General features: G+C 60.3%; 19 protein-coding genes. 17 read left to right on the top strand and 2 right to left on the bottom strand.

Going from position 1 to position 24,519, the window contains the following annotated elements; genetic code table 11:
* Window positions 1-21: 21 nt before the first annotated feature.
* The 8 genes from V1T76_RS21190 to V1T76_RS21155 all read left to right on the top strand — a co-directional run bounded on the left by V1T76_RS21190 (window position 22) and on the right by V1T76_RS21155 (window position 10,403).
* Window positions 22-1,821: a hypothetical protein gene (locus tag V1T76_RS21190; RefSeq protein WP_330562664.1), complete on the top strand. Its 1,800-nt coding sequence runs from the start codon at window positions 22-24 to the stop codon at window positions 1,819-1,821.
* The gene (locus V1T76_RS21185) at window positions 1,811-3,217 is read left to right on the top strand and encodes a pectate lyase family protein (protein WP_330562663.1); all 1,407 of its coding nucleotides are present in this window, start codon (window positions 1,811-1,813) and stop codon (window positions 3,215-3,217) included. Before V1T76_RS21190 ends, V1T76_RS21185 begins: the two co-directional genes overlap by 11 nt.
* On the top strand, window positions 3,217-4,554 hold the full coding sequence (locus tag V1T76_RS21180; RefSeq protein WP_330562662.1) for a lipopolysaccharide biosynthesis protein: 1,338 nt from the start codon (window positions 3,217-3,219) through the stop codon (window positions 4,552-4,554). Before V1T76_RS21185 ends, V1T76_RS21180 begins: the two co-directional genes overlap by 1 nt.
* A complete protein-coding gene (locus tag V1T76_RS21175) occupies window positions 4,551-5,810 on the top strand; it encodes an O-antigen ligase family protein (protein WP_330562661.1) in 1,260 nt (419 codons plus the stop codon). The genes V1T76_RS21180 and V1T76_RS21175 overlap by 4 nt, the downstream gene beginning before the upstream one ends.
* A 232-nt stretch (window positions 5,811-6,042) precedes the next feature.
* The gene (locus tag V1T76_RS21170; protein WP_330562660.1) at window positions 6,043-7,224 is read left to right on the top strand and encodes a polysaccharide biosynthesis/export family protein; all 1,182 of its coding nucleotides are present in this window, start codon (window positions 6,043-6,045) and stop codon (window positions 7,222-7,224) included.
* A gap of 12 nt (window positions 7,225-7,236) precedes the next feature.
* Entirely contained in the window at window positions 7,237-8,430 is a 1,194-nt protein-coding gene (locus V1T76_RS21165) for a glycosyltransferase family 4 protein (RefSeq protein ID WP_330562659.1), read from the top strand.
* Complete coding sequence (locus V1T76_RS21160; protein WP_330562658.1) at window positions 8,423-9,253, top strand: sulfotransferase family protein; 831 nt, start codon at window positions 8,423-8,425, stop codon at window positions 9,251-9,253. Before V1T76_RS21165 ends, V1T76_RS21160 begins: the two co-directional genes overlap by 8 nt.
* 4 nt (window positions 9,254-9,257) lie before the next feature.
* Window positions 9,258-10,403: a glycosyltransferase gene (locus V1T76_RS21155; protein ID WP_330562657.1), complete on the top strand. Its 1,146-nt coding sequence runs from the start codon at window positions 9,258-9,260 to the stop codon at window positions 10,401-10,403.
* Window positions 10,404-10,429: 26 nt separating this feature from the next.
* On the opposite strand, the gene V1T76_RS21150 is transcribed toward V1T76_RS21155, so the two are convergent.
* Both V1T76_RS21150 and V1T76_RS21145 read right to left on the bottom strand, forming a co-directional pair.
* Window positions 10,430-11,101: an HAD family hydrolase gene (locus V1T76_RS21150; protein WP_330562656.1), complete on the bottom strand. Its 672-nt coding sequence runs from the start codon at window positions 11,099-11,101 to the stop codon at window positions 10,430-10,432.
* Between the two features lie 108 nt (window positions 11,102-11,209).
* The gene (locus V1T76_RS21145) at window positions 11,210-12,181 is read right to left on the bottom strand and encodes an ATP-grasp domain-containing protein (RefSeq protein WP_330562654.1); all 972 of its coding nucleotides are present in this window, start codon (window positions 12,179-12,181) and stop codon (window positions 11,210-11,212) included.
* 604 nt (window positions 12,182-12,785) lie between these two features.
* Between V1T76_RS21145 and V1T76_RS21140 the strand changes: the two genes are divergently transcribed.
* The 9 genes from V1T76_RS21140 (at window position 12,786) to V1T76_RS21100 (ending at window position 24,374) form a co-directional block, all read left to right on the top strand.
* Window positions 12,786-13,802, top strand: coding sequence for a substrate-binding domain-containing protein (locus V1T76_RS21140; RefSeq protein WP_330562653.1), 1,017 nt, complete (start codon window positions 12,786-12,788; stop codon window positions 13,800-13,802).
* A 114-nt stretch (window positions 13,803-13,916) separates the two neighbouring features.
* A complete protein-coding gene (locus V1T76_RS21135; RefSeq protein WP_330562652.1) occupies window positions 13,917-15,434 on the top strand; it encodes a sugar ABC transporter ATP-binding protein in 1,518 nt (505 codons plus the stop codon).
* A gap of 92 nt (window positions 15,435-15,526) precedes the next feature.
* Window positions 15,527-16,450 (top strand): ABC transporter permease, encoded by a 924-nt coding sequence (locus V1T76_RS21130; RefSeq protein WP_330562690.1) that lies wholly within the window; start codon window positions 15,527-15,529, stop codon window positions 16,448-16,450.
* 26 nt (window positions 16,451-16,476) lie between these two features.
* Window positions 16,477-17,457, top strand: a complete 981-nt coding sequence (locus tag V1T76_RS21125; protein ID WP_330562651.1) for a sugar-binding transcriptional regulator — start codon at window positions 16,477-16,479, stop codon at window positions 17,455-17,457.
* Window positions 17,447-18,442 carry an aldo/keto reductase gene (locus tag V1T76_RS21120; protein WP_330562650.1) on the top strand — a complete coding sequence of 332 codons (996 nt, stop codon included), beginning with the start codon at window positions 17,447-17,449 and terminating at the stop codon, window positions 18,440-18,442. The genes V1T76_RS21125 and V1T76_RS21120 overlap by 11 nt, the downstream gene beginning before the upstream one ends.
* Window positions 18,443-18,503: 61 nt before the next feature.
* A complete protein-coding gene (locus V1T76_RS21115) occupies window positions 18,504-20,231 on the top strand; it encodes a glycerol-3-phosphate dehydrogenase/oxidase (RefSeq protein ID WP_330562689.1) in 1,728 nt (575 codons plus the stop codon).
* Entirely contained in the window at window positions 20,222-21,064 is an 843-nt protein-coding gene (locus tag V1T76_RS21110) for a class I fructose-bisphosphate aldolase (RefSeq protein ID WP_330562649.1), read from the top strand. Before V1T76_RS21115 ends, V1T76_RS21110 begins: the two co-directional genes overlap by 10 nt.
* Window positions 21,057-22,568 (top strand): FGGY-family carbohydrate kinase, encoded by a 1,512-nt coding sequence (locus tag V1T76_RS21105; RefSeq protein ID WP_330562648.1) that lies wholly within the window; start codon window positions 21,057-21,059, stop codon window positions 22,566-22,568. Before V1T76_RS21110 ends, V1T76_RS21105 begins: the two co-directional genes overlap by 8 nt.
* 186 nt (window positions 22,569-22,754) lie before the next feature.
* Entirely contained in the window at window positions 22,755-24,374 is a 1,620-nt protein-coding gene (locus V1T76_RS21100) for a GMC family oxidoreductase (RefSeq protein ID WP_330562647.1), read from the top strand.
* Window positions 24,375-24,519 lie beyond the last annotated feature (145 nt).

Raw genomic sequence — 24,519 nt, 5'->3', positions numbered from 1 at the left:
TGAAGGAGACGATCCCTGTCTTTGATCAACACCAGTTCTCCTACTGCCGGCAAGGTGGCTGATCCGGTGTCAAAACGGGATCGCTCTGCCGAAAGTGTTGCCGATTTCAGGCCCGAGAACATCCAGATTCACAAGCTGATCCTCAGGAACATCGTTCTGATCGTCCTGTGCATACTGGCCTGTGGCGCGCTGATGTCGTACCGGCTTGCCACCGTTGTGCCGACTTACAGCGCACAGGCCACGCTGGTGCTCGATGATGCGATCTTGCGTCTCGACCCCTTCGGAGCCCGACTGCGAGCCAGAACATTGTCGATGCTTCAACTTTCCACCGAAGTGGAGGTCATGAAGTCCCGGCAGTTCGCTGCAAGAGTGGCGGAGCAGGTGATGCCTGAGGAGGCTGCCGTTACAGAAAGCGCGATTGACAGTATTCTGGAGAGCTACCAGGTCATCTGGCGTCCCACGACTTTCGCGGTCGATATCCTTGCAACCGATGCCAGTCCGCAAATGGCGGCCGAAATCGCCAATGGGGTTGCCAGCAGTTATGTCGACTACACGCTGGAAATACAGCGTGCCGAAATCGAACGGACCAGAATGTCGATCCTGTCGCGCCAGTCCGCGTTGAAGACAACGCTGGAAAATGCCGAAGCCGATCTGCTGGCCTTCACCATGGCCAACAATCTTGACGATCAGACCGAGACACTAACCCTGACCGACACTCTTCGCCGCCTGGAAGCACAATTGGCGCTGGCCAGCGAAGGGGGAGAGCTTTCGGCAGAAGCCGTGGAGCTCAAGGCCGAACGGGACGCGACCCTTGCGAAACTCGAAGCGCGTGCGGCGGCCGAAATCGAGAAAACCGGCTTCCAGCGGAAGCTGGAATCGATGCGAATACAGGATGATCTTCTGTTCGATAAGATCGAGGCGCTTGCGATGCAGGAAGCGCTGCTGACGCCGGTCGCGCGGCAGGTAAGTGTTGCAAGCCCGTCGGCAAGACCTGTTTCTCCGTCTCCCAGGACCGAAATGGCAGGCGCGCTGATCAGCGGGCTCACATTCGGTTTCATTCTGGCACTTCTGCGGGAAAACCTTCGCGGTCGTCTGCGGTGGCCGCAGCAGATGACAGCATTTCGCGCACCGGTTCTCGGGCACTTGCCTCCGCTTTCACGAAAGTTCGTGAAGCGCATGGCCTGGACCACCAGAAGAGGCAGCCTGATGCGGGCGCTGCACAAGATCTCGCCCCTCTATACGACCCTTCGGGCCAAGACCGGGATCGGCGCAGGGATTGGCACCGGGAGCGAGATCGGCGCCATGGTTCTGGTAACCTCACCGGGGAGCCGGGAGGGGCGGAGCACAATCAGTTTTGCCCTTGCGGCGCATGCGGCCGCGGGAGGCGAGAATGTCCTGCTGGTCGATCTCGATCCTTCGCAAACGGACCTGATCTCGACCTTGTCGCGCAAACGGACCGCGAGTGATTTCCACGATCTTCTGGCCAATCCTCTGAGGATCGATGCGGCCGCATGGCATCTGCCTGGCCATCCGAGCCTGTCGATCATCGCACCGGCTTCGGGGGCTGTGCCGATGCGTTTCGGCAATGTGGCCGGCGTCACGACGGCGCTCAGCATCCTGCGCCGCAAATATTCATTGATCGTGGTCGATTGCCCACCTGTGTTGAGTGACGATGCGGCCTGCCGCCTTGGCAGTGTCGCCCAGGCGGTGCTGCTTGTCGCCCGCATGAAGAAGACCCGCTTCGAAGATCTTTCGAAAGCCGCTCAGCAACTTGAGCTGAACAATGCCTCAAACGTCGGAATTGTGGTGAATGATGGCTAGGAACAGGACACAGTCTGCAATCCTTTTTACCCTCGGCCTCTTTTTGTCGCTGACGCTTTCGGCCGAGGCCGCGCCGCGGGCATTCCCGGGGGCGACCGGGTTCGGAGCATTTGCGACCGGCTGGACCGGCGGCGAGGTCATTCCGGTTACGACGCTGGCCGATTCCGGTGCGGGTTCTCTGCGCGCCTGCGTCGAAAAGGGGGAGATGCCCCGGATCTGCGTCTTCCAGGTGAGTGGAACCATCACGCTCGACAGCCCCCTCTTTTTCCGGTCGAACCTCTATGTTGCAGGTCAGACGGCGCCGGGGCTGGGTATCCAGATCAGGCTCGGAAAATCCCGGGCCACGGCCGTGATCATCAAGAATGCCAGCGATGTCGTCGTCCGGTTTCTCAAGGTGCGTCCAGGACCCAGCCAGCAGCCGTCCTCGTCGGTCGATGCAGTGACGCTTGAAAATGCCTCGCGCGTTTATCTCGATCATCTGTCCTTGATGTTTGCGACCGACGAGAACCTCGGCATTCACGTTTCCGGTGAACGGTCCAGCGACATAACGATCGCCAACAGTATTTCCGCCTGGGCCCTGGATCATGCCAATCATCCCAAGGGACGTCATTCCAAGGGGGCCTTGATCTGCTCCGGAAATGGGAAGACCTTCGAGTGCGGGCGCGTGAGCCTCTGGCGAAACCTCTTCGCCCACAATCGCGACCGCAATCCGGATATCTACGGCAACGACTACGGGCCGGTGGAAGTCGTGAACAGTGTTTTCTACAATCCGATCAGCCAATTCGGAGAGTTCCGAAACTACTACGGCAACGCGGTCATCATCTATGCCGGCAATGTGGCGCTGACCGGCCCGAACACCGTCCACAAGCGACCCGCCGCCGTCGAGGCAATCATGGCAAGCGACCAGTACAGCCTTGAGGTCCAGGTCGATGACGTTCTTGCGATCGACCGCGGTCGCTGCGATCAAAACCGTCCCTTCCGGCAGGTCGATGCCGATCCGGGGGCGGAAATCATCGAAGGCGTGACCGGAACGCTGTCCGTCCCGCGCGTGAAAGCAAGCGAAGTGCTCGATCTCGTGCTGGAAGGGGTTGGCGACCGCCTGCCGTCGGACCGGCACCGGGACGCGCTGGACCGTCAGCTTGTCGACACAGTTCGCAATTGCACCGGAAGGGTGATCGATTCTCCTTCCGAGGTTGGTGGCTGGCCGGATCTTCAGCCGGAGGAACGGGTGGTGGACAAGGACGGCGACGGGTTTCCGGATGCCTGGGAAGAAGCCACGGCCGGGCTCGATGCGGGTCAGCCGAACGACCCATGGCAGATCGCCACGGGGACGGACCAGACGCACATCGAGCTTTGGCTGGCAGAGCTTGCCGGTGACAGGAAGCTGGACGACTGATGGCCCGCCTGCTCAACCTTTCTGCCGAAGACAGCCTGATCGCCAGCCGGCTCATACGCAATTTTTCCTGGGTCTTCTCGTCTCAGGCGGTCAGCGGGCTGATCAGCATCGGGACCCTGGCCATCATGGCCCAGTCGCTTGGTCCGGCCGGTCTCGGTCTGTTTGCGATCTTCCAGGCGTATGTGCGTATCGTCGACCGGCTTCTGCGGCTGGAGCCCTGGCAAGCCGTGATCAAATACGGCGTCGACGCTCTGGCTGACAATGACGGCAACCGTTTCATGCGGTTGCTGAAAGCGTCGGTTTACGTGAACCTTGCAGGCAGCACGCTCGCTGCCGGGGTTGCGATCCTTGCTGCCCAGGTGACAGCAGGGATGATGGGCTGGCCTCAGGACAGCTCGGCTTATCTGGCGCTGTTTTCGCTGGCGCTTCTCCTCAACCTCAAGCCCACCGCGGTCGCGGTGCTAAGGATTTTCGATCGGTTCGACGTTCTCGCCAAGGTCGACGTCGGTATTGCCCTGATGCGTCTGGTGCTCTCCGCCGGCATTTGGGCGATGGGCTACGGTCTTTGGGGATTTGTTGTTGTTGCGGTGATCGAAGGCCTTGCGAACAGTCTGCTGCCATATGTCTTTTCGCTGCGCTATGTCCGCCAGCGCGGCTACGGCACGTTCATGCAGATTCCGATCCAAGGCATTCGCAGCGAGAATCCCGGAATTCTGCGTTTCCTCTGGAACTCGAACTTCAATGTCATCATCCGTCAGACGGTCCAGCGCCTTGACGTGATCCTGCTGTCGGTGCTCGTGGATGAAAAATTCGTCGGCTATTTTCATATTGCCCGCCGGGTCGCCGACAGCGCGCTGAAGCTGGGGCGCCCGCTGAACCAGGCAATCTTTCCGGAGCTGGCGCGCAAGTGGAGTTCCGGCGAGGAGCGCGGTTTTCACAAGCTGGTAAATGGTGTGCTGCTGGCAATCGCAGGCCTTTGCCTGACCGTGCTGATCCCCGCCGCGTTCCTGATGCCATCCCTGTTGTCGTTCGTTTTCGGTGCAGGCTTCGATGGGGCGGCGAGCATGGTCAACGTTCAATTGCTGGCCGTCATATTGCTGCTGGCGACCATGGTGCTTAATCCGGCAATGCTGAGCATGGGGCGAGACCGTGAGCTTCTGTGGGTGACCCTGCTCGGAAGCGTGGTTTTCCTAGCCTGTTTCGTGCCGCTTGTGCATGTTCTGGGCCCGGTCGGCGCTGCCGCGGCACATGTGCTGTTCAACGGCACGCTCGTGGCGGGGGCTCTCTTCGTCCTCTACTGGTCGCGCAGGCCGCGCGACGTGAGGAGGCCGTCTTGACCCTGAGCGCGATCCCGGTCTCTCCGCACCGCAGCCCAGTCAGATCAGGCACGGCCAGTCAGGAACTGGAACGCCTGCTTGTCATCGTTGCGGTGTTCCTGTCGCCGATGACCTATCTGCGAACCGATTTCGTGTTCGTCACGCTGTCGGATCTCGTCGCCTGTGTCGCCTTTGTCGTGATGATCGCCAACAGACGTATTCCGCTTCGTCCTTTCGCGGACATGACGTCTTTCTGGCTGGTTTCCGTGCTGCTTCTTTGCGGCGGTCTGATCGTCGGGTCGCTGATATCCGGCGATCCGCTGACCGGGGCAGTGGGGGTTGGCCAATACGGCTTTTCGCTCGTTCTCATGCCGATGCTGCTTCTGGGGCGGCCGGCGCGGGAAACGATGTTCCTGTGCAAGGTGATGGCCTTCTCTCTCGTCTTCGTGATGTTGCACGGGGTGCTCTATTCCGTGTTCAGCCCGGACGATGCCCGGTTCTTTTCGAGAAACGGGCGCCTGACCGGATTGATCGAGCGGGAAAACGGGGTCGGGCTGTTGGCTGGGGTGGGACTGGTCTACCTGATCTGGCTCTACTTCACCTCCCAGATCTCCGGCATCGTGTTCGCTGCCGCGGCCGCGCCGGTCGCCTACGGCCTGCTGCTGTCCGCATCGAATTCCGGGTTCATCGTCTCGGTTTTGGGGATCTTCGGAATTTCGTTTTTCTACGGCTCGGCCAAACACATCCTGGTCTTCATCGCGGTGGCGGTGGTCGGGCTCGCGGTGCTGTTTTTCTTCGGGGAATATTTCCTGCCGGAAGTGTTTCAGGAGCGGGTCTACGGTGCGCTGACGACCGGCGATTCCAGCGAGGCCGGCACATTCGATGGCCGCATGCTTCTCATTCGCGAAGCAATCGTCATGATCGACCGGTCCATCTGGGTCGGCGTCGGCGTGGATCAGCACCGGCTGATCAGCCAGTTGGGCGCGCCGGTTCACAACACCTACCTGCTGTTGTTTTCGGAAGGCGGTGTCGTTTCGCTGCTCGGTCTTGTCGGCGTCCTGCTCACGCTGGTGTTCGTCGGTTGGCGGGCGTTCAGCAATCCCGAGACGCGCTGGGCAGGCGTGCTGATGTTCACGATACTGCTCATGTTCGGATTCGCCCTGAATGGCGTGACCCACATCTACGGAAGGTTTCTGTGCGTGCCGCTCCTGCTTCCGGCCGCGATCTGCCTGTCGGGCTTTCGGGACCACCGACAGCCAATGCGGGAGGTCATGTGATCCATGGAAAATGTGCGCTCCAACGGTCGATGGACATACAGAATCAGCCGCATGCGAGGTCAGCATCGGGGTCTCATTGGAGATGCTGGTTTTGGCAGTGTTTCTTTTGGGGTATTTGCCGGTTTTCGTGATATACTGATCGGCATTGAGAATATTTCATTTTTTAAAAGTCGGTATTAAGCCGGGGGATTGTGCGTTGAGTATTCGGTTGTTTATTGCCCTGATTTCATTGATGTCTTTTCTTGACTCCAGTCTCGCAGCCGAGCAGTACAGGCTCTCCGGCGGGGAGACACTGGAGCTTCGCGCTGGCGCCTGGGATGCCAGAAACAAGACCTTTGCCAATTGGGATGGTGTTGCCGGCTCCTACAAGATGGCGCCGGACGGAAATATCTACGTTCCAATTGCGGGCGCCGTGGAAGTCGTCGGCAAGACCCTGGACGAGGTCGCGGAGACAATTGCCAGCCGTATGCAGCGCATCGTCGGCCTGACGGAATTGCCCGCAGTGTCCGTCGAAATATCGCGCTATGCGCCCGTGTTCGTGGGGGGAGCCGTAACCGCTCCCGGTCAATTTGACTTCACGCCCGGCATGACGGTTGAAAAAGCTCTTGCGATCGCCGGCGGGTTTTATCGCCTTCCGAACGAAGACGGGACGCGTCAGACCTCCCTCACCAAGATAACCGGGGAGATCAATCAGCTTCGCGGAACGGCAGCCGGCCTTGCGGAGCAGCAGAAAAGGCTTGAGCAGGAAATCCAGCTTTTTTCGGCAGAAGATCTGCCCGACACGGTCGAGTCGCAATCCTCAGATCCGGTTCAGGCAAAGATCCTTTCCGTCAACATCAAGGTGATCAAGGCCGAAATCCAGAGCCTCAAGGATCTTCGCGTCCTGCTCACCGAGAAAATCTCACAGCTGTCCGAAGAGATCGTCCTGCGCGACAAGCAGATCGAGCTGGCCCGTCAGGATCTCGCCTCTATGGAGCATCTGAAGGACAAGGGTCTGGCGGTGACGACGCGTGTGTCCGCTGCCAATACGGCGCTCAACGACCTGGAGGCAAAACGGCTGCAGCTTGAAGTCGCCCGTCTTGACGCGCAGCAGCGTCTCAATCTCGCATTACGGGACGCCGCGACCCTGTTCGACAAGACACGCGGGGAAAAGCTCTCCGAACTCACGGATGTGAAATCGAAGCGTTTCGAGGTCGAAGCCCGTCTCGATCTGGCCCACAAGGTCTACGCCGAGACTCTCGCGACAAACTCTGTCGATGCCACCGAAACGGAGACCATCGTCACACCATCGTACAGGATATCGCGTTTCGAGAACGGCGAGATGCAGAGCCTGAATGTCGATCTGAACGCCTTCATGCGTCCCGGTGACAGTCTGACAATCACCCTGGCAGTATCCGAGCCAGCGTCCAGGTAGTCCGGAGCAGTCATGAGACGCATTCGAGTATTATTTCCGTTCGTCGGCGGACCGGTTCTGGGTGGGAGCCACATTTCAGCCCTCAGCCTTGCCGCTTCGCTTGATCCGAACCGGTTCGAGCCACGCGTGCTCGTTCATTTCGAGCCCGGTGCCATTGGCAAGAGGGCACGGGATCTGGGGCTTGATTTCGAGGTGCTGGAGGACGCGCCGCTGATGTCGTCGCCCGGCCTGCCTCTGCCGGGCCGTGTGGGCCCGCTGGGCTATCTGACGAAAACATTGCCTGCGCTGCGCCGGACGCTGAAGCGGATCGATCCCGACATCGTGCATACGAACGAAGGACGCATGCATGCCAACTGGATCGTGCCCAGCAAACTGTCCGGTTGCCGTCACCTCTGGCATCATCGTCAGGACCCGGCAGCCAGGGGAGCGAACATTCTCGCGCCCTTGCTGGCCGACCACATCGTGAGCGTTTCCCATTATGCCATGCCATCGCGTCCAATCCGGTCAATCGGCGGCCGGGCCAGCGTGATCCGCAGTCCGTTCGATTTCCCGACCGTTCGCCCTGACCGCACAGCCGCTCACGCCGCGCTGTGTGACGAACTTGGTCTGCCGAGGGACGCGGTGCTGCTCGGCTATTTCGGCTCGATTATCAAACGCAAGCGCCCGGATGGCTTTGTCCGGGCGGTTGACGCCGTTCGCCGCGCCCTGCCGGATCGTCAAGTGCACGGATTGCTGTTCGGAGAAGCGGTTGCTGCAACCCAGGGACTGGACGAAACCTGCAAGGTGCTGGCCAGCAGTATTGGGCTGGAGGACAATTTCCATTTCATGGGTTTTCGCTCACCGGTTTTCGAGGCCATGAGCGGCGTGGACGTCATGCTTGTGCCAGCCGTCAACGAGCCTTTCGGCCGGACTCTGATCGAGAGCATGTATCTGGGCACGCCTGTCGTGGCGACACGTCACGGTGGAAACGTCGAAGCGATCGCGGACCGTCTAACAGGATTCCTCGTTGAGCCGGACGATCCGGAGAGCTTTGTCGAGCCTATCAGCAGCCTCATCAGCGACCCTGCGCTGCGAACCCGAATTGCCGACGCTGCACAGGCAGATGCCACGGCCAAATATGGGGCCGAACGCCACGTTTCCGAAATTTCCCGCCTTTACGAAAAGCTCGTCGTGGGCCCACAGGTCGCAGGTACCGCATATGCTTGATTCAAATATACGATTTCTGATTTTCGGCGCCGCCAAGTCCGCAACAACCTGGCTGCAAAGATCTCTCGAACGCAGTCCGACGATTTCGATGCCCAGTCCGGAGCTGCATTATTTTTCCGATGAATATCACCGGGGACCGGACTGGTATCTGTCTCAGTTCAACTTCGACAAGCCGGACGCTCTCGTCGGCGAGAAGTCGAACACCTATCTGACGGTTCCCCAGGCGGCGGAGCGCATCCGCAAAGACCTTCCCGATGTCCGGCTGATCGTTCAGATGCGGGAGCCTGCGGCGCGGGCCTACTCCGATTATTGCATGCTCTTTCGGCGGGGGGAGGTGTCCCGAAACATTGAGGATCATCTTGACCCGGCCAGGGCGGCAGACAAGCGGTTCATCAACAACGGCCGTTATGCCCTGCATCTTCGCCGGTTCTATGATCTGTTCCCGCCGGAGCAGATCCTGCTGCTGCTGTTCGAGGATATCCGGCGTGAGCCGGAAGCTCAGCTCGCCCGTCTTGCCGCTCACATCGGTCACGAGGCGCCGCTGGCCGCTCCGGTGGACAGCAAGGTCAAGGACAAGAATGCGGCCGTCGTTCCGCTGCCCCTGCGCAGGGTGCTGAAGCCGTTTCGCCCGGTCCTGGACGGCGTCCGGCATACGAAGCCTATCAAGGTTCTTCGCGATGCCGTCGCCCGGCCGCAGGAATACCCGCCACTGAGCCCGGATCTGGAAAAAAGACTGCAGGATTTCTACGCTCCGGAAGTCAGCGAGCTTGAGCAGCGGATCGGCAGGCCGCTCGACGTCTGGCGCGGAATGCGCGGGGCCTGAGCGGATGGATGAGTTTGCCAGCGACGGTTTTATAGAGGACGCTGGAACAGACGCTGGCGCGCCGGTGATGCATGTCATCACCAACTTCGCCGCCAGCGGCGGCGCGGAAACGATGCTGGCAAGACTTCTGGCGGCGACGCGCGATCCGGCAGTGGTGGTCTCCCTGATCGACGTTTCCGAGCGCAACCAGAATTTGGCCGGGCGTCTGGATGTGGACTATCATTCGCTGAACGCTCATGGAGCGGTGCAGATGCCGGGCGCGATCCTGCAACTGACCAGGCTCATGCGGGAGAAACGCCCGCGGGCGGTACTGTGCTGGATGTATCATGCGATGGTTGTCGGCACAGTTTCGGCACGGCTTGCAGGTGCGCCGCCCGTCTTCTGGACAGTGCGCCAGGCGCTTGACGACCCGCGCAGCCTGACCCGCAGCACGCGCCTTGCCGTCGCCGGCGGGCGCCTGCTGTCATCCCGCGCCGCCGGCATCGTCTACAATTCGGCCCGGGCAAGAGAACAGCACGAACAGTATGGTTATGCCGCGCGATACGGCAAGGTCATCCCGAACGGTGTGGTGCTGCCGGACCCGGTGGAGCGCTCACCCCGCAAGGCCCGCGTGTTCGGGATTGCTGCACGGTTTCATCCGCAGAAGGACCATCTGACCTTCTTCCGGGCCGCGGCCCAGACCGCTGCGCAATTTCCCGAGGCCCGCTTCGTTGCCGCAGGTCACGGTCTCGATGAGCAGAACGGCGACGTCATGGCCATGGTTGCGGACGCAGGACTTGATCCGTCACGCCTGAAATTGCTCGGCGAGCTGCGTGACATGGAGGCGTTCTATTCGCAGATAGATGTTCTCGTCCTGTCGTCCCGGACCGAAGGGTTTCCGAATGTCGTCGCCGAAGCCATGAGTCATGGACGCCCGGTGGTCACCACCGACGTTGGCGATGCAGCATACATAGTGGCTGATACCGGCAAGGTCGTTTCGCCGGGGGACCCGGATGCACTGTCCGAGGCAATGGCCGACGTCGCCCGCCTGACCGCCGAAGAGGTCGCCGATCTCGGGCGAAGGGCTCGACAGCGGGTCGAGGAGAACTATCAGGTGACGCATATTCTCGATGAGTACCGGGAGGTTCTGTCGCAGCGCGTTCCTGCCTGACGGCAGGTTTTTCACCAGTCTGATAGCTATTTGACAGACTGCGTCTGGAGCTTCAGCGCAGCGTCAAGTTCATCGAGCGACGTTATTTCGACATGGGCCGCGTGTGCGTCGTCTTTCGCGTGCGGTGAATGGACCGCACCCGTCCGCCGGATCTGAACGGTGATCCAGCCGCGCGCTTTCGGTGTCACGAAATCCTTTGCCGGATTGTCGGCAACGTAGACCATCGGCCCGCCGTCTGCCGCAAGTCCTTCCATTTCCTTGTAAGCGCGGGGATGAGGCTTGCCATAACCCTGCGGCCAGTCACCGGTCTTGCGGATATTTTCGATCCACCGCTCAAGACCAAGGGCGACGATCTTGGCGTTTTGCGTGGCCGCCGGTCCGTCGGTAATGAGGCCAAACGGACCGCGGCGGTGCTCGAGATAGCGCACTGAATCCGGGGCCAGCGAAATTTGCGGCGGGTGGCCGCGGTAGGCCGCAACCAGGTCCGGGATCAAATCACTGGTGCCGCTGTGGCCGAGGCTTTCAAGCGCGCGGTTGAAGACCTGGCGGCGCTCGCCGTCCTCGAAGATCTTCCGGCAGGCCTTGCCAAAGCCTTTGAGGCCTTCGCGTTCCTCCATCCAGCCATCGAGATAGCGATAGCCGCTGAAGGCAAAATCCCGCTCCAGATAGAGCGTGTCGTCCAGATCAAAAACAATCATCGCCATACACCAGGCAAGCAGTACCGGGCCGGTGGTGCAACGTCAGCGGCGGGCCTGATGAGTGGATGCCGGCGAATTGCAATTGCCGCTTGCCGACGTTCAGAAGGGTTAGCCGTCATAGATCGCGCTGTCGAACCGGAGCATTTTGACATTTTCCCGCCAGTCATCATTCGCGCTGCACGTCTGGCCCAGCACTTCCTCAAGCAGCCATTGCGCGAAATGGGCGCCGGCATGGTCGGCCAAAGGATAACCGCCCCCAAACCTTGCGTTGATTTCAATGACACGCGGTCCAAGCTTCGGGTCGTCGATCACCTGAAAACAGGCCACCCCCCGCAAGTTCGGCAAGGCCCGGTGCACGCCTTCGGCGATCTGCCGAAAATCGTCCCGGCGAACCGTTCGTCCCTTCTCTACCTCTCCCGCGCGGATCTGAATGCGCAGATGAGGAACCACGGTTTGCAGGCGGCCATCTGAATCGACGAACATGTTGATCGTGTATTCCGGGCCACGCAGAAATTGCTGGAACACCATGGGTTCTTCGAAACTGTCCGGCAGCTCGCCGATCGTCTGGAACACCTGCAATCCCCGGCTGGCACTGCCGCCGCTTGGCTTGGCAAACACGGGCCAACCGAGTGCGTCCGGATCGGACAGCAGCGCTTCGTGGCCGAGCGATCCGGGCACGGGCACGCCTGCCGCCTCGAGCACTTCAGACGTCAGTCGTTTGTCCCTGACAATCTCGATGACGTCAGTTGAAGAAACATGCAGCCGCGCTCCCATTCGGGTGAAGGCGTCCGAGACTTCCGCAAGAGGCATCAACTCCGGGTCAATCGTCGGCACTACAAGGTCGATCTGGTTGTCGCGCACGATGTCGAAGATGGCGTCGGCATAGCCTGGATCAGTGCACCGGGGCACGGCAAAGGCCCGGTCCGCACTTGCGCAGGCAGCGCTTAAATCGGGGGCGAGGTCACAGGCAAGCATTTCCACCTGGATGCCCATGCGTTTAGCGGCAGCGCGGAAGCACTCAAGCAATCCAACGCGGCGTCCAGCAGAACATATCAGTATTCGCAATTCTTTTGCCGGCACAACAAACTCTCCGGAAATATGAGGGCAATTCAAAATGAATATCAAATCAGTAAACAATCGGCCTTCTACCGCAGAGAGAATATAGCCAGCCTTGGCGCCTTTGTGAATTCAGATTCACGATCCTTACGACGTTGGGTGGGGGTTTTTGATTGTCCCGTATCATGACCGAAATCGGGCTGCGGAACTCCAGTATCTGTTGTTACGACTTGATCGTGCGTGTGAAGCTGGTTCGCACACGGTTTTCAGCGCTATTATGAAAAGTATAAAAATATCAGGTTCTTAGTTTGTTTGAAATGGAAAGTTCTCATCCAATTCAGAGTGGTGAAGTTTGAAATAAATTTCAGAAAAAGAAATAAATACCAAAAAAGTTTGACGGTTTCCGGGGGCGGCTCTTATCCATGGTGTCGCTGGGATAAAAACCAGTGATTGAAATTTCTTGCAAATCTAGAAGCCTCTGACAGGCTGGGTTGCAAGAGCGGGAGGAGCAGCGTCAGGGCTGGCTGCGTTGAGGAGCGCAGGCGGATTTCCTGACAATCTGAAATCGATCACCCAACGGAGGTTCGGCTGCTTGCGGCCGGGAGACCGCGGGTCCAGGGAGGAAACTATGGGCACTTCTATCTTCAAGGGAATTCTGGCTTCCGGCATACTGTCAGCCGCTGTCCTGACTGCCGCTCCGGCGGCTGCGGAAGGCTTGCAGTGCGAGCCGGGCGAAACCTACATCATGAACGTCATGGTCTCAGGGCATCCTTACTGGGTGCCGGTCTACCAGGGCTTCAAGCAGGCCGCGGCCGCCTTCGGCTGCGAGACGATCTTCTCCGGTACGCCGGACTATGACATCACCAAGCAGATTGCATCGTTCGAGCAGGACATGGTCAAGCAGCCTGCTGGTGTTCTGCTGCATCCGATGCAGTCCGACCCGTTCATCGAGCCGATTGATCGGGCGGTCGACAGCGGTACGCAGATCGTCACCTTTGCGGCGGATTCTCCGAAATCCAAGCGTAGCGCCTATGTCACCTCCGATAACCTTGCCGAGGCCAAGTTCGCGGCCGAAGAAATCGTCAAGCAGGTTGGCGACAGTGCCGAATACGCGGTTCTTGAGAACCCGGGTCAGTCGAACCACGACCTGCGCGTGACCGCGCTGATTGACTACATGGAGAAGAACTACCCGAACATGAAACTGGTCGGCCGCCAGGCAACCAACCAGGACAGCAACGCAGCCTACAGGGCAACGGCCTCGATCCTTCAGGCCAACCCAAACCTGGCCGCGCTCTGGATCCCGGAAGCAGGCTCTGCGGAAGGGGCTGTCGCAGCGGTGCTGGAAGCGGAAGCCAAGGTGCTGATCATGCATGCGGACGTGACGCCGACCACGCTGGAGCACATCAAGGCCGGCAACATCCACATGGCGCTTAACCCGAACCAGGGCATGCAGGGGTTCATGGGCTTCATGGCCGTGTTCCTGGCTGCGCACTCCGACGTGTTCGATCCGTTCAACGACTACAAGGTGTCCGGCTACAACCCGATGCAGATTCCCTACGTCGACAACGGCTTTGCCGTGATCACCAAGGAAAACGCCGATAGCTTCGATCTCAACGTCTACATGGAAGGCCGCGATCCGAGCTGACGAATGAGCCGGGGCCCCGTTGGACCCCGGTTGAAACGGCGGGCTGCCTGCAGTTGATGAAGCAGATCAGGCAGCCCGTTCTTTTCCGGAAATGTTGAGCAAATCGGCCTTGCCATGACTGACGATGTGATCCTGAAGATCTCCAATCTAACGAAGTCCTTCGGACCCGTTCAGGCACTGAAGGGCGTGGACTTCGAACTGCGCAAAGGCGAAATCCACGCGCTTGCCGGGGAGAACGGCGCCGGCAAATCAACGCTGATGAATATCATCGACGGGATCTTGCAGCCGGACAGTGGCGAGATTTATTTAGACGGCAAACAAGTTGTCATTTCGTCGCCCGCCGTGGCGCAAAAGCTGGGCATCGGCTTTGTTCACCAGGAGATCGCGCTGTGCCCCGATGTCACGGTTGCCGAGAACATCTTCATGGCGACGACCAATCTCAGCCGGTCCTTCCTGATGAATTACCGCGCGCTTGAAAAGAAGGCTGCCGAGGTGCTCGGCCAGCTTGGCGACATCGACCCGGCGACACTTGTGCGAGATCTGTCGATCTCCCACCAGCAGCTCGTCGAGATCGCCAAGGCGCTGACACTTGACTGCCGGGTGCTGATCCTGGACGAGCCGACAGCGGCGCTGACCGAGAAGGAAGCGCAGATCCTCTTCAAGATCATGCGCCGTCTCGCCGGCAAGGGTATCTCGATCATCTACATCTCCCATCGCATGGTCGAGATCTTCGACAATTGCGACCGCGTCTCTGTCTTCCGGGACGGAAACTACATCACCACCCGCAACGTTGCGGAGATCCAGCCCGACGACGTGGTCAATGCCATGGTCGGACGGGTGATCGACGAGCTTTATCCGCGCAAGCAGTCCGAAAGCGAAAAGTCGGATGACATCATTCTGGGCGTTCAGAATCTGAGCGAACGCACGCGGTTCAAGGATGTCACGTTCGAACTTCGCAAGGGGGAAATTCTCGGGATCGCCGGGCTGATCGGTGCCGGGCGCAGCGAGATCGTGAAGGGCATCTGCCGGCTTGAAGGCGACGTCACGGGCGAGGTGACGCTCAACGGGCGCAAGCTCTCGCTGAACACCTATCGCGACAGCATTTCCGAGGGCATCGTCTATCTTTCGGAAGACCGGAAGGGCGACGGCATCTTTCTCGACATGTCGATTGCCGCCAATGTGTCCGCTCTCAAGCTGGAACAGGTGGCGACCCCATTCGGTTTGATCGCCGGGACCAGGGAGGAATCTCAGGCCGAAAGACTCGGCAAGCGGTTGAACCTCAAGTACGGCTCGCTGTCGGACCCGGTGTCGTCGCTCTCGGGGGGCAACCAGCAGAAGGTCGCAATCGCGAAAATGCTGTCGGTCAATCCGAAGCTGATCTTCCTGGACGAGCCGACACGCGGCGTGGATGTGGGAGCGAAGGCAGAGATCCACCGCATCTTGCGCAACCTGGCCAGCAGCGGCGTCGGCATTCTGGTGATTTCCTCGGAGCTGCCGGAACTGATCGGCGTTTGCGACCGTGTGCTGGTCGTCCGGGAGGGACGGATCAGCGGCGAGGTCACGGGCGCGCAGATGACCGAAGAAAACATAATGCACCTGGCGTCCGTGGGCGCCAAGGCGACCGTACACTAATCGTGGGGGAAATCATGGAAGACGCCGTCTCCGTGACAGACGCGCCGAATGGCAAACCGGCGGACGTATCTTTTATCCGCAAGCTGCTGCGCATGCGCGAAACGGGGCTGATCGCGATCATTCTCGTGCTGTTCATCGTCATGTCCTTCGCCTCGCCCTACTTCCTGACCTGGGTGAACATGCGCGCCATGGTGATGGCGTTTGCGGTGGAAGGCATCGTGGTGGTCGGCATGACCATCCTGCTGATTTCGGGTGGTATCGATCTTTCGGTCGGTTCGGTGACAGCTCTGGCCATGGTGATTGCCGGATGGCTGTTCCTCAATGGTGTCGATCCGTGGGTAGCGTCGGCGATTTCAATCGCCGCCTGCACGGCGATCGGGGCTTTCATGGGCTTCTTTGTCACCCGCGTCGGCCTGCATCATTTCATCGTGTCGCTGGCAATCATGGTGATTGCCCGGGGGGCGTGCCTTCTGGGGACGGGCGGGCGTCCGCTCGGTCTCTTCACCCTGCCGCCGGAATTCAAGTTCATCGGGCAAGGGTCTATCGGACCGATCCCGGTCGTCATCCTGCTCTTCCTGGTGGTGGTGATCGGGTTCGATTTCCTGCTGCGCCGCACGACCATGTTCCGCAAGGTGTTCTACACCGGCAGCAACGAGAAGGCGGCCGCTTATTCCGGCATCCGCACCAAGCGGGTGGTGTTCTTCACGACGACCCTTTGCTCGGCGCTCTGCGGTGTCGCCGGCATCATCTACATGGCACGCTTCGGCTCGGCCCAGCCGACCTTTGGTATTGGCATGGAGTTGAACGTGATCGCTGCCGCCGTCATCGGCGGGGCAAGCCTCAAGGGTGGTTCGGGGACCATTTTCGGGGCAATCCTGGGGGCGGTGCTGCTGTCGGTGGTCTCCAGCTCGCTCGCGCTTCTGGATGTCTCGGTCTATTGGCAGGACATTATCCGTGGTTCGATCCTGCTGACGGCCGTCTCCATCGACCACTATCTCGTCAAGAAACGCGCCTGACCCGGCACCAGCGAAGAGGCAACCTGATGGCGGACAAGAAAAACGATATCGAGCTGATGCGCCAGATGCACACGGTCCTGGTGCTGCATTTCCTGGAAGGCAAGAAACAGTCGGAAATCGCCGAGCTGCTCAACCTGTCGACCTCCAAGGTCAACCGGCTGATCACCCAGGGTCGCAAGATGGGCATGATCAAGATCGATATCGAAAACCCGTTCCAGCGGCTGACGGATCTGGAGCATCTGCTGGAGCAGGCCACACCGCTTTCCAAGGCGCTGGTCACCTCGTCCGTTGAAGGCAGCCCTAACACGACGCTGAAGCAGGTGGGGCTGGCCGCTGCCAATCATCTGGTGGAGACGATCCGTGACGGCGATATCATCGCGATCACGGGCGGCAAGGCGGTCGGTGCAGTGGTGCAGAACATCGAGACGGACCGGAAGTTCGACGTTACCGTGGTGCCGCTGACCGGAGGGGTGCAAGGCAAGTACCACACGGACGTCAACCATCAGGCGAGCCTCATGGCCGAGAAACTGGGTGGCACCGCGCTGCAGCTTCATGCGCCGCTCTTTGCCGAAAGCCGGGAACAGCGCGACATGCTGATGGAAGTCGCCTCCATCCGGCAGGTTCTGGATCTGGCGCGGCAGGCGACCATTGCTCTCGTCGGCATCGGTTCCATTGCGGCGCCCGGGTCGAGTTACTACGACCTGCACCCGATGCCGGAATCGGATCGCAAGATGCTGGTTGGCAGCGGCGTCAGTGCCGAATTTCTGGCCTACCTGATGCGTCAGGATGGGACAGTTGCCGACTATGCGCTCAACTCGCGGCTGGTTGCCCTGGCACCGGAGGAGCTGCGGCGCTTCAAGCGCGTCATCGGCGTGACCTCGGGCGACGAGAAGATCTGGCCGATCCGGGCGGTCCTCAACGGAAACTATCTGAATTCACTCATCTTGGACGAGGACACCGCGGGAGCGGTCCTCGCAACCATGGAAGGCAAACAGAATGTTGCATGAAATGCTGACACGCGAGATCGGACGCTCAAACATCGAGGCGTCGGCTATCGGGCTCGGCACTTGGGCCATTGGCGGCTGGATGTGGGGCGGAACGGATGAGGCGAAGTCTATTTCCGCAATCCAGGCCTCCATCGACGAAGGCGTCAGCCTGATCGACACTGCGCCAGCCTATGGTCAGGGGCTGTCGGAGGAGATCGTCGGCAAGGCCATTGCCGGCCGCCGCGACAACGTGGTGCTGGCAACCAAATGCGGTCTCGTCTGGCACACTCAAAAAGGAAACCACTTCTTCGATTATGACGGCAAGCCGGTACACAGGTATCTCGGCAAGGATTCGATCGTCCATGAAGTGGAACAGAGCCTGAAGCGGCTCGGGACCGATTACATCGATCACTACATCACGCATTGGCAAGACCCGACGACGCCGATATCCGAAACCATGGAGGCGCTGGAGACCCTGAAGGCCCAGGGCAAGATCCGCTCCATCGGGGCCAGCAACACGACTGTCGATGATGTGAAGGCCTATCTGGCTGCCGGGCAACTGGACGCGATCCAGGAAGAATATTCGATGATCAAGCGCGACATCGAGGAAACCCATGTGCCGCTCTGTCTTCAGGAAAAGGTCTCGGTGCTGAGCTATTCGTCGCTCGCGCTGGGCCTTCTGACCGGAAAGATAGGCCCGGACCGGACCTTTGAAGGTGACGATCAGCGCAAGGACAATCCGCGGTTTTCGGTCGAGAACCGCCGCAAGGTTGCCGAGCTGATGCGCGCGATTGCGCCGATAGCGGAGGCTCATGGCGCGACAAAGGCCCAGGTGGTGATCGCCTGGACGCTGCAACAGCCGGGTATAACCTTTTCCCTGTGCGGGGCGCGTGATCCGGAGCAAGCGCGGGAGAATGCCAAGGCAGGGCGTCTCAGATTGACGCGTGAGGAAATCGGGGTCATCGGCACCGCCGCCGCGACTCATCTGACGGACCTCGCCGCCTAAGAGATTGAGACACGTGAGACTGGAAAGGGCACCGGACATGCGTCCGGTGAACGGGGAAGGTATGTCCGAACAACGGCAGGAAAAATGGGACCGCGTCGCGCGTGACGGCGTCTTCGATGCCGTTGTCGTCGGCGGCGGTATCAACGGGATCGGGGTCTATCGGGATCTGGCGCTCCAGGGCGTCAGGGTGCTGCTGGTGGAACGAAACGACTTTTGTTCAGGGTGCAGCTCCGCCCTGTCGCGCATGATCCACGGGGGGCTGCGCTATCTGGAAAACGGCGAGTTCGACCTCGTGCGTGAATCCTTGCGCGAACGCGATGCGTTACTGGTCAATGCACCTCATCTGGTCCATCCGCTGCCCACCGTCATTCCCATTGGCTCGCTCTTTTCCGGGCTCTTGAACAGCGCGGCAAGTTTCTTCGGTTTTTCCGGCCAGCCCGCCAGCCGGGGTGCGGTTCCGATCAAGCTCGGCTTGACGCTCTACGATTGGGTGACCCGCAAACGCCGGCTGTTGCCGAAGCATGAGTTTCGGGGCGCACAAGCAACCCGCGAGACCTGGCCGGGTCTCACTGGTTCCATTCGCTGCTCGGCCACCTACCACGATGCCTGGATCAGCCACCCGGAGCGGCTGGGGCTGGAGCTGGTCAGAGAAGTGGAAAGGGAGGCGCCGGACTGTGTTGCCCTCAACTATGCCCGCCTTGAGCCCGACGGGGACGGGTTTCTCCTGCGTGACGAAGTGAGCGGGCGCAGCGAGAAAATCTCGGCGAAGATCATCGTCAACGCGACGGGTGCCTGGCTGGACGATGCCATCGATGAGCTTGCCGGCAATGCCAGCCACGAACGGCTGGTGTCGGGTACCAAGGGGTCTCATCTCATTCTCGACAATCCGGCGCTGGAAAAGGCGCTTGGCGGACATATGGTCTATTTCGAGAATTCGGACGGCCGGGTCTGCATCGTCTTTCCGTTCTTCGGCAAGGTGCTGGCCGGATCTACCGATATTCGCGTCAAGACGGCTGAACGCGTGCGCTGCGAGCCGGAAGAGGAAGCCTATATCCTGGGCTCGCTTCGCCTGGTCTTTCCGGAGATCGACTTCAGCGCGAACGATGTCGTCTTCAGTTACAGCGGCATCCGGCCGCTGCCGAAGAGCGATCATGACTTTACCGGCAGGATTTCCAGAGGCCATTTCACCACGCGCATCGATGGTCCCGTTCCGCAGATCTGCATGATCGGCGGCAAATGGACAACGTTCCGTGCCTTTGCCGAACAGGCGGCGGACGAGGTGCTGGGCGAACTTGGCCGGACCAGGCAGGTCGGCACCCTGACGCTTCCCATCGGTGGCGGCAGGAACTTTCCGCAAAAAGCCGCGACGCTGGAGCGCGACCTCACTGCGAAGTTCGGAATCGACCCCAAACGGGCAGCTCATCTCGCCGAGACTTACGGCACAGCGGCGCTGGAGCTTCTGGCTTTCTGCCGGGGACGTGCGGACGACGAGGTGCTCGGCTCCGAGACAGAGATAACGGCAGCGGAAGTCGTCTTTCTGGCACGGCACGAAAGTGTGGTGACCCTCGCCGACATCGTATTGCGGCGGACGACCCTCGCCATCAGAGGGCTGTTGAGCGAGACGCTGCTCGACAAGCTGGCTGCCGCCGCCGGTGAAGAACTCGGCTGGTCCGAGGAGGCGCGCGCGCAACAGCGCGACCGGCTGATCGAAGACCTTTCCATCTATCACGGCGTCTCCCTTGATGGCCGCCGGAACGAAAACACGAGCAGGAGCAGAATATGCGTTTGAGTCCGAAAGCCCGCATGAACCGGATGTTCACCCATGGCGGCTGTCTGGATGTCGCCGTTGATCACGGTGTGTGCAACGAACCGAGCTTCATGGTTGGCCTGGAAGACATGGCCGGTGTCGTCGATACGCTGGTCAAGGCTGGACCGGACGCGATCCAGATGGCCTACGGTCAGGCGGATCTGCTGCAGTCACGTCCGGAGAAAGACAAGCCGGCGCTGGTGATGCGCATCGATATGGGCAACCCCTACAACGACCAGCGTCACCGGGTGATGTGGTCGATGCTGCAAAATGCCGATGAGCCGATCATCGGCGCGCTGGAGATGGATGCCGCCTGTGTGGTGGTCAATCTGTTCATGTTGCCGGACGAGCCGGAGCTGTTTCGCCAATGCGTGGAGAACATTTCCAGAGTGCGTGCAGCCTGCCACAAATACGGCATGCCGCTGATGATCGAGCCGCTGGTGATGCTGCCGAATGATATCCGGGGTGGCTATCAGGTCGACGGAGACGCAGACAAGATCGTGACGCTGGTCCGGCTCGCCAGTGAAATGGGAGCCGATATCATCAAGGCCGATCCGACCGAGAATGCCGAAGACTTTCACCGGGTGGTGGAAGCGGCACGGGTTCCGGTTCTGGTGCGTGGCGGCGGCAAGGAAGATCTGAAGACCGTTCTCAACAAATCTGCTGCGCTGATGCGCCAGGGGGCCAAGGGCATGGTCTATGGCCGGAACATCTACCAGCACGACAATCCGAAGGCGGTGGTTGCGGCACTGATGGCGATGATCCACAACGGTGCTGGCGGTGACGAAGCGTGGGACATCTATAACCGTGGCTGACGACAGGACCTATCTGCTGGGGCTCGATGCCGGTAACACGGTGATCAAGGCTGTCCTGTTCGATCTGGCTGGCCATCAGGTGGCGATGAGCGCGCTGGACGGGCAATCGTTTTCGCCTGCTCCCGGTCATGTGGAACGGGATCTCGGCGAGTTGTGGCGCAACGCGCAAACAGTGATCCGCGATTGCCTCGACAAGGCAGGTGTTGCGCCGTCACAGATCGCGGCGGTGGGGTGCGCCGGGCACGGCAACGGTCTTTATCTGCTGGACAAGAACCATGAACCGCTGCTCGGCATCCAGTCGCTGGACACGCGCGCCGCGGATCATGCAGGCAAGCTGCGTGAGGTGAATGGCGACCGGCTGCATGAGCTGTGTCTGCAGGAGCCCTGGCCATCGCAGACACCGACGCTGCTTGCCTGGATCAAGGACAACCGGCCGGACCTTTATGCCCGAGCCGGAACCGTCCTCCTGTGTAAGGACTTCATCACCTTCAAGCTGACCGGAGAACGCGTCAGCGATATTTCCGACATGTCGGGCTGCGGTTTGTTGCGCCTGCCGGATAATTGTTACGACACCGACCTGTTGGCTCTCTATGACCTTGGCGAGGCCGAAGCGCTGTTGCCGCGTCTGGTCGAGCCGGTGGAGACGGCCGGTCACATTACGGCCGAAGCCGCGAATGCGACCGGGCTGAAGGAAGGAACGCCTGTTGTCGGTGGGTATTTCGATGTGATTGCCAGTGCGCTTGGGTCCGGGGTCATCCACCCCGGTGAAGCCTCGATCATTGCGGGCACCTGGAGCATCAATCAGGTGTTTTCCGAAGCACCGATAGTCGACAAGGCCATGTTCATGGCCTCCGGCTTTGCGCCCGGCCGTTTCGTCAATATCGAATCCAGCGCAACATCCGCCGCCAATCTGGAATGGTATGTGCGAGAGCTGGTGGAGCGGGGGGACCATCACGACGATCCGTTCGGCTATTGCAATGCCCGGATTGCGGAGATTGCGCCCGCAGCAGACGATCCGTTCTTTCATCCTTTCCTTTATGGCTCGAGACTCGGGGCGGATTTTCGTGCCGGCGTCTATGGTCTGGCCGGCTGGCATACCGAAGGGCATCTGCTCAGGGCCTTGTTCGAAGGGGTGGTCTTCGAACATCGCCGCCATATCGAGGTGCTTGGGCGAACCGGGGTCACCTTCGACCGGGCGGTGCTTTCCGGAGGCGGCTCGCGCAGTCCGGTCTGGCCGCAAATGTTCGCCGATTGCCTGGGGGTGCCGATCACCGTTGCCGAGGCTCGCGAGACGGGCGCACTGGGCGCGGCGATCGGGGCCGGTGTCGGTGCCGGTCTGTTTGCCGACTACGAGGCTGCGGTTTCCGCAATGACCAGAGCGCGCAGGGAATACCTGCCGGATGAGGCAAGGAAACCGCATTACGACCGGCGTTACCGCACCTATTGCAAACTGACGGATGCCCTGCGGCCAATCTGGGCGGAAATGCAAACGGTGGACCAATAGTCCTCTTGGGGGAATTGCCGAGACGCCAGGATGTTCTACTGTGGGAAAAACAGCCGGGCGAAACAGCACCGGCATGCGTCGTGACTTGTCATGAGATTGACGTGTCCGGCATGACGCAGATCATCGATGATTGGACCGCAGCGCGAAAGACTGTGGGCGGGAATTGGGCAGGAAACGGGAAACGACATGAGCGGTCCGACTTCACTTGAGGGAACGTATGATTATGTGATCGTCGGGGCCGGAACGGCCGGCTGTGTTCTGGCCAACCGGCTGAGCGAGGATCCTTCGGTCAAGGTGCTGCTTCTGGAAGCGGGCGGTTCGGACAATTACCACTGGGTGCATATCCCGGTCGGATATCTCTTTTGCATCGGCAATCCACGCACCGACTGGATGATGAAGACAGCCAACGAGCCGGGCCTCAACGGGCGCAGCCTTGTCTATCCGCGCGGCAAGGTTCTGGGTGGCTGCTCCTCGGTCAACGGCATGATCTACATGCGCGGCCAGGCGGCGGATTACGACCACTGGCGCCAGCTCGGCAATGCCGGATGGTCGTGGGATGACGTGCTGCCCTACTTCCTGAAATCGGAAGACCATCATGCCGGCAAGTCCGGTTTGCATGGCGGTGGCGGCGAGTGGAAAGTCTCCAGACAGCGCCTGAAATGGGAAATCCTGGAAGCCGTGCAGAAAGGGGCCCGGGAGTTCGGCGTCGAGCCACGTGCGGATTTCAACGACGGCAGCAACGAAGGCAGTGGCTTCTTCGAGGTGAACCAGAACGGCGGCGTGCGCTGGAATACGGCCAAGGGCTTCCTTCGCCCGGCCTTGAAGCGCCCGAACCTGCGTCTCATCACCCACGCGGAAACGAAATCGATCCTGCTGGAAGGCAAGCGGGCAGTGGGGGTGACCTTCACCGTGAAGGGACAGGACATGAGCGCGCGGGCGGAGCGCGAGGTTCTGCTGGCTGCCGGTGCCATCAATTCCCCCAAGCTCCTGGAGCTTTCCGGCATCGGCAGCGGAGACGTGCTGTCCCGCTACGGTATCGAGCTGAAACACGAACGGTCCGGTGTGGGCGAGAACCTGCAGGACCATTTGCAGATCCGCACCGTCTACAAGGTGAAGAACACCAAGACCTTAAACACGATGGCCAACAGCCTGTTCGGCAAGGTTTCGATCGCGCTGCAATACGGGCTGACCAGGTCCGGGCCGATGTCGATGGCGCCCAGCCAGTTCGGCATGTTCACCAAGTCCGATCCCTCTCTGGAAACGCCGGATCTCGAGTATCACGTTCAGCCGCTCTCAACCGACAAGCTGGGCGATCCGCTGCATCCGTTCCCCGCAATCACGGTTTCGGTGTGTAATCTTCGTCCGGAAAGCGTCGGCTCGACCCATATTCAGAGCCGGAACGCCGCCCAGCAGCCTGACATCAGGCTGAACTATCTGTCGTCGGAAAGGGACAAGATCGTTGCCGTCAAATCCGTGAAACAGGCGCGGCAGATCATGACGGCAAAGGCCTTGCAGCGGTATCAACCAGAAGAGATCCTGCCTGGGCCGAACGTCGATAGCGATGAGGATCTTCTGAAAAAGGTCGGCGATATCGCCACCACGATCTTTCACCCGGTCGGCACCTGCCGCATGGGGGTGGACGAGCAGTCCGTGGTCGACCCCCAGCTCAAGGTTCGCGGGCTCGACGGGCTTCGGGTGATCGATGCCTCGATCATGCCAAAAATCGTTTCGGGCAACACGGCGTCTCCCGTGGTGATGATCGCGGAAAAGGCAGCGGACATGATCCGCGCCGAGCGACGGGCTTGAGGGTGGCTCTGGGCCACGCAATTCAGTGAAGTCTCTCAGTTCTTTTTGCAGGACCCAACCCAACCCACCACCTCATCCTGAGGAAGCGCGTTAGCGCTGTCTCGAAGGATGGGCGGCATATTCAAGAGCAAGCAGCCCATCCCTC

Origin of the sequence: Roseibium sp. FZY0029, from assembly GCF_036350355.1 — a bacterium.
Taxonomy (GTDB): Bacteria; Pseudomonadota; Alphaproteobacteria; order Rhizobiales; family Stappiaceae; genus Roseibium.
The sequence above is the reverse complement of the archived record's forward strand: the minus strand, read 5'-3'. Positions and strand labels throughout refer to the sequence as shown.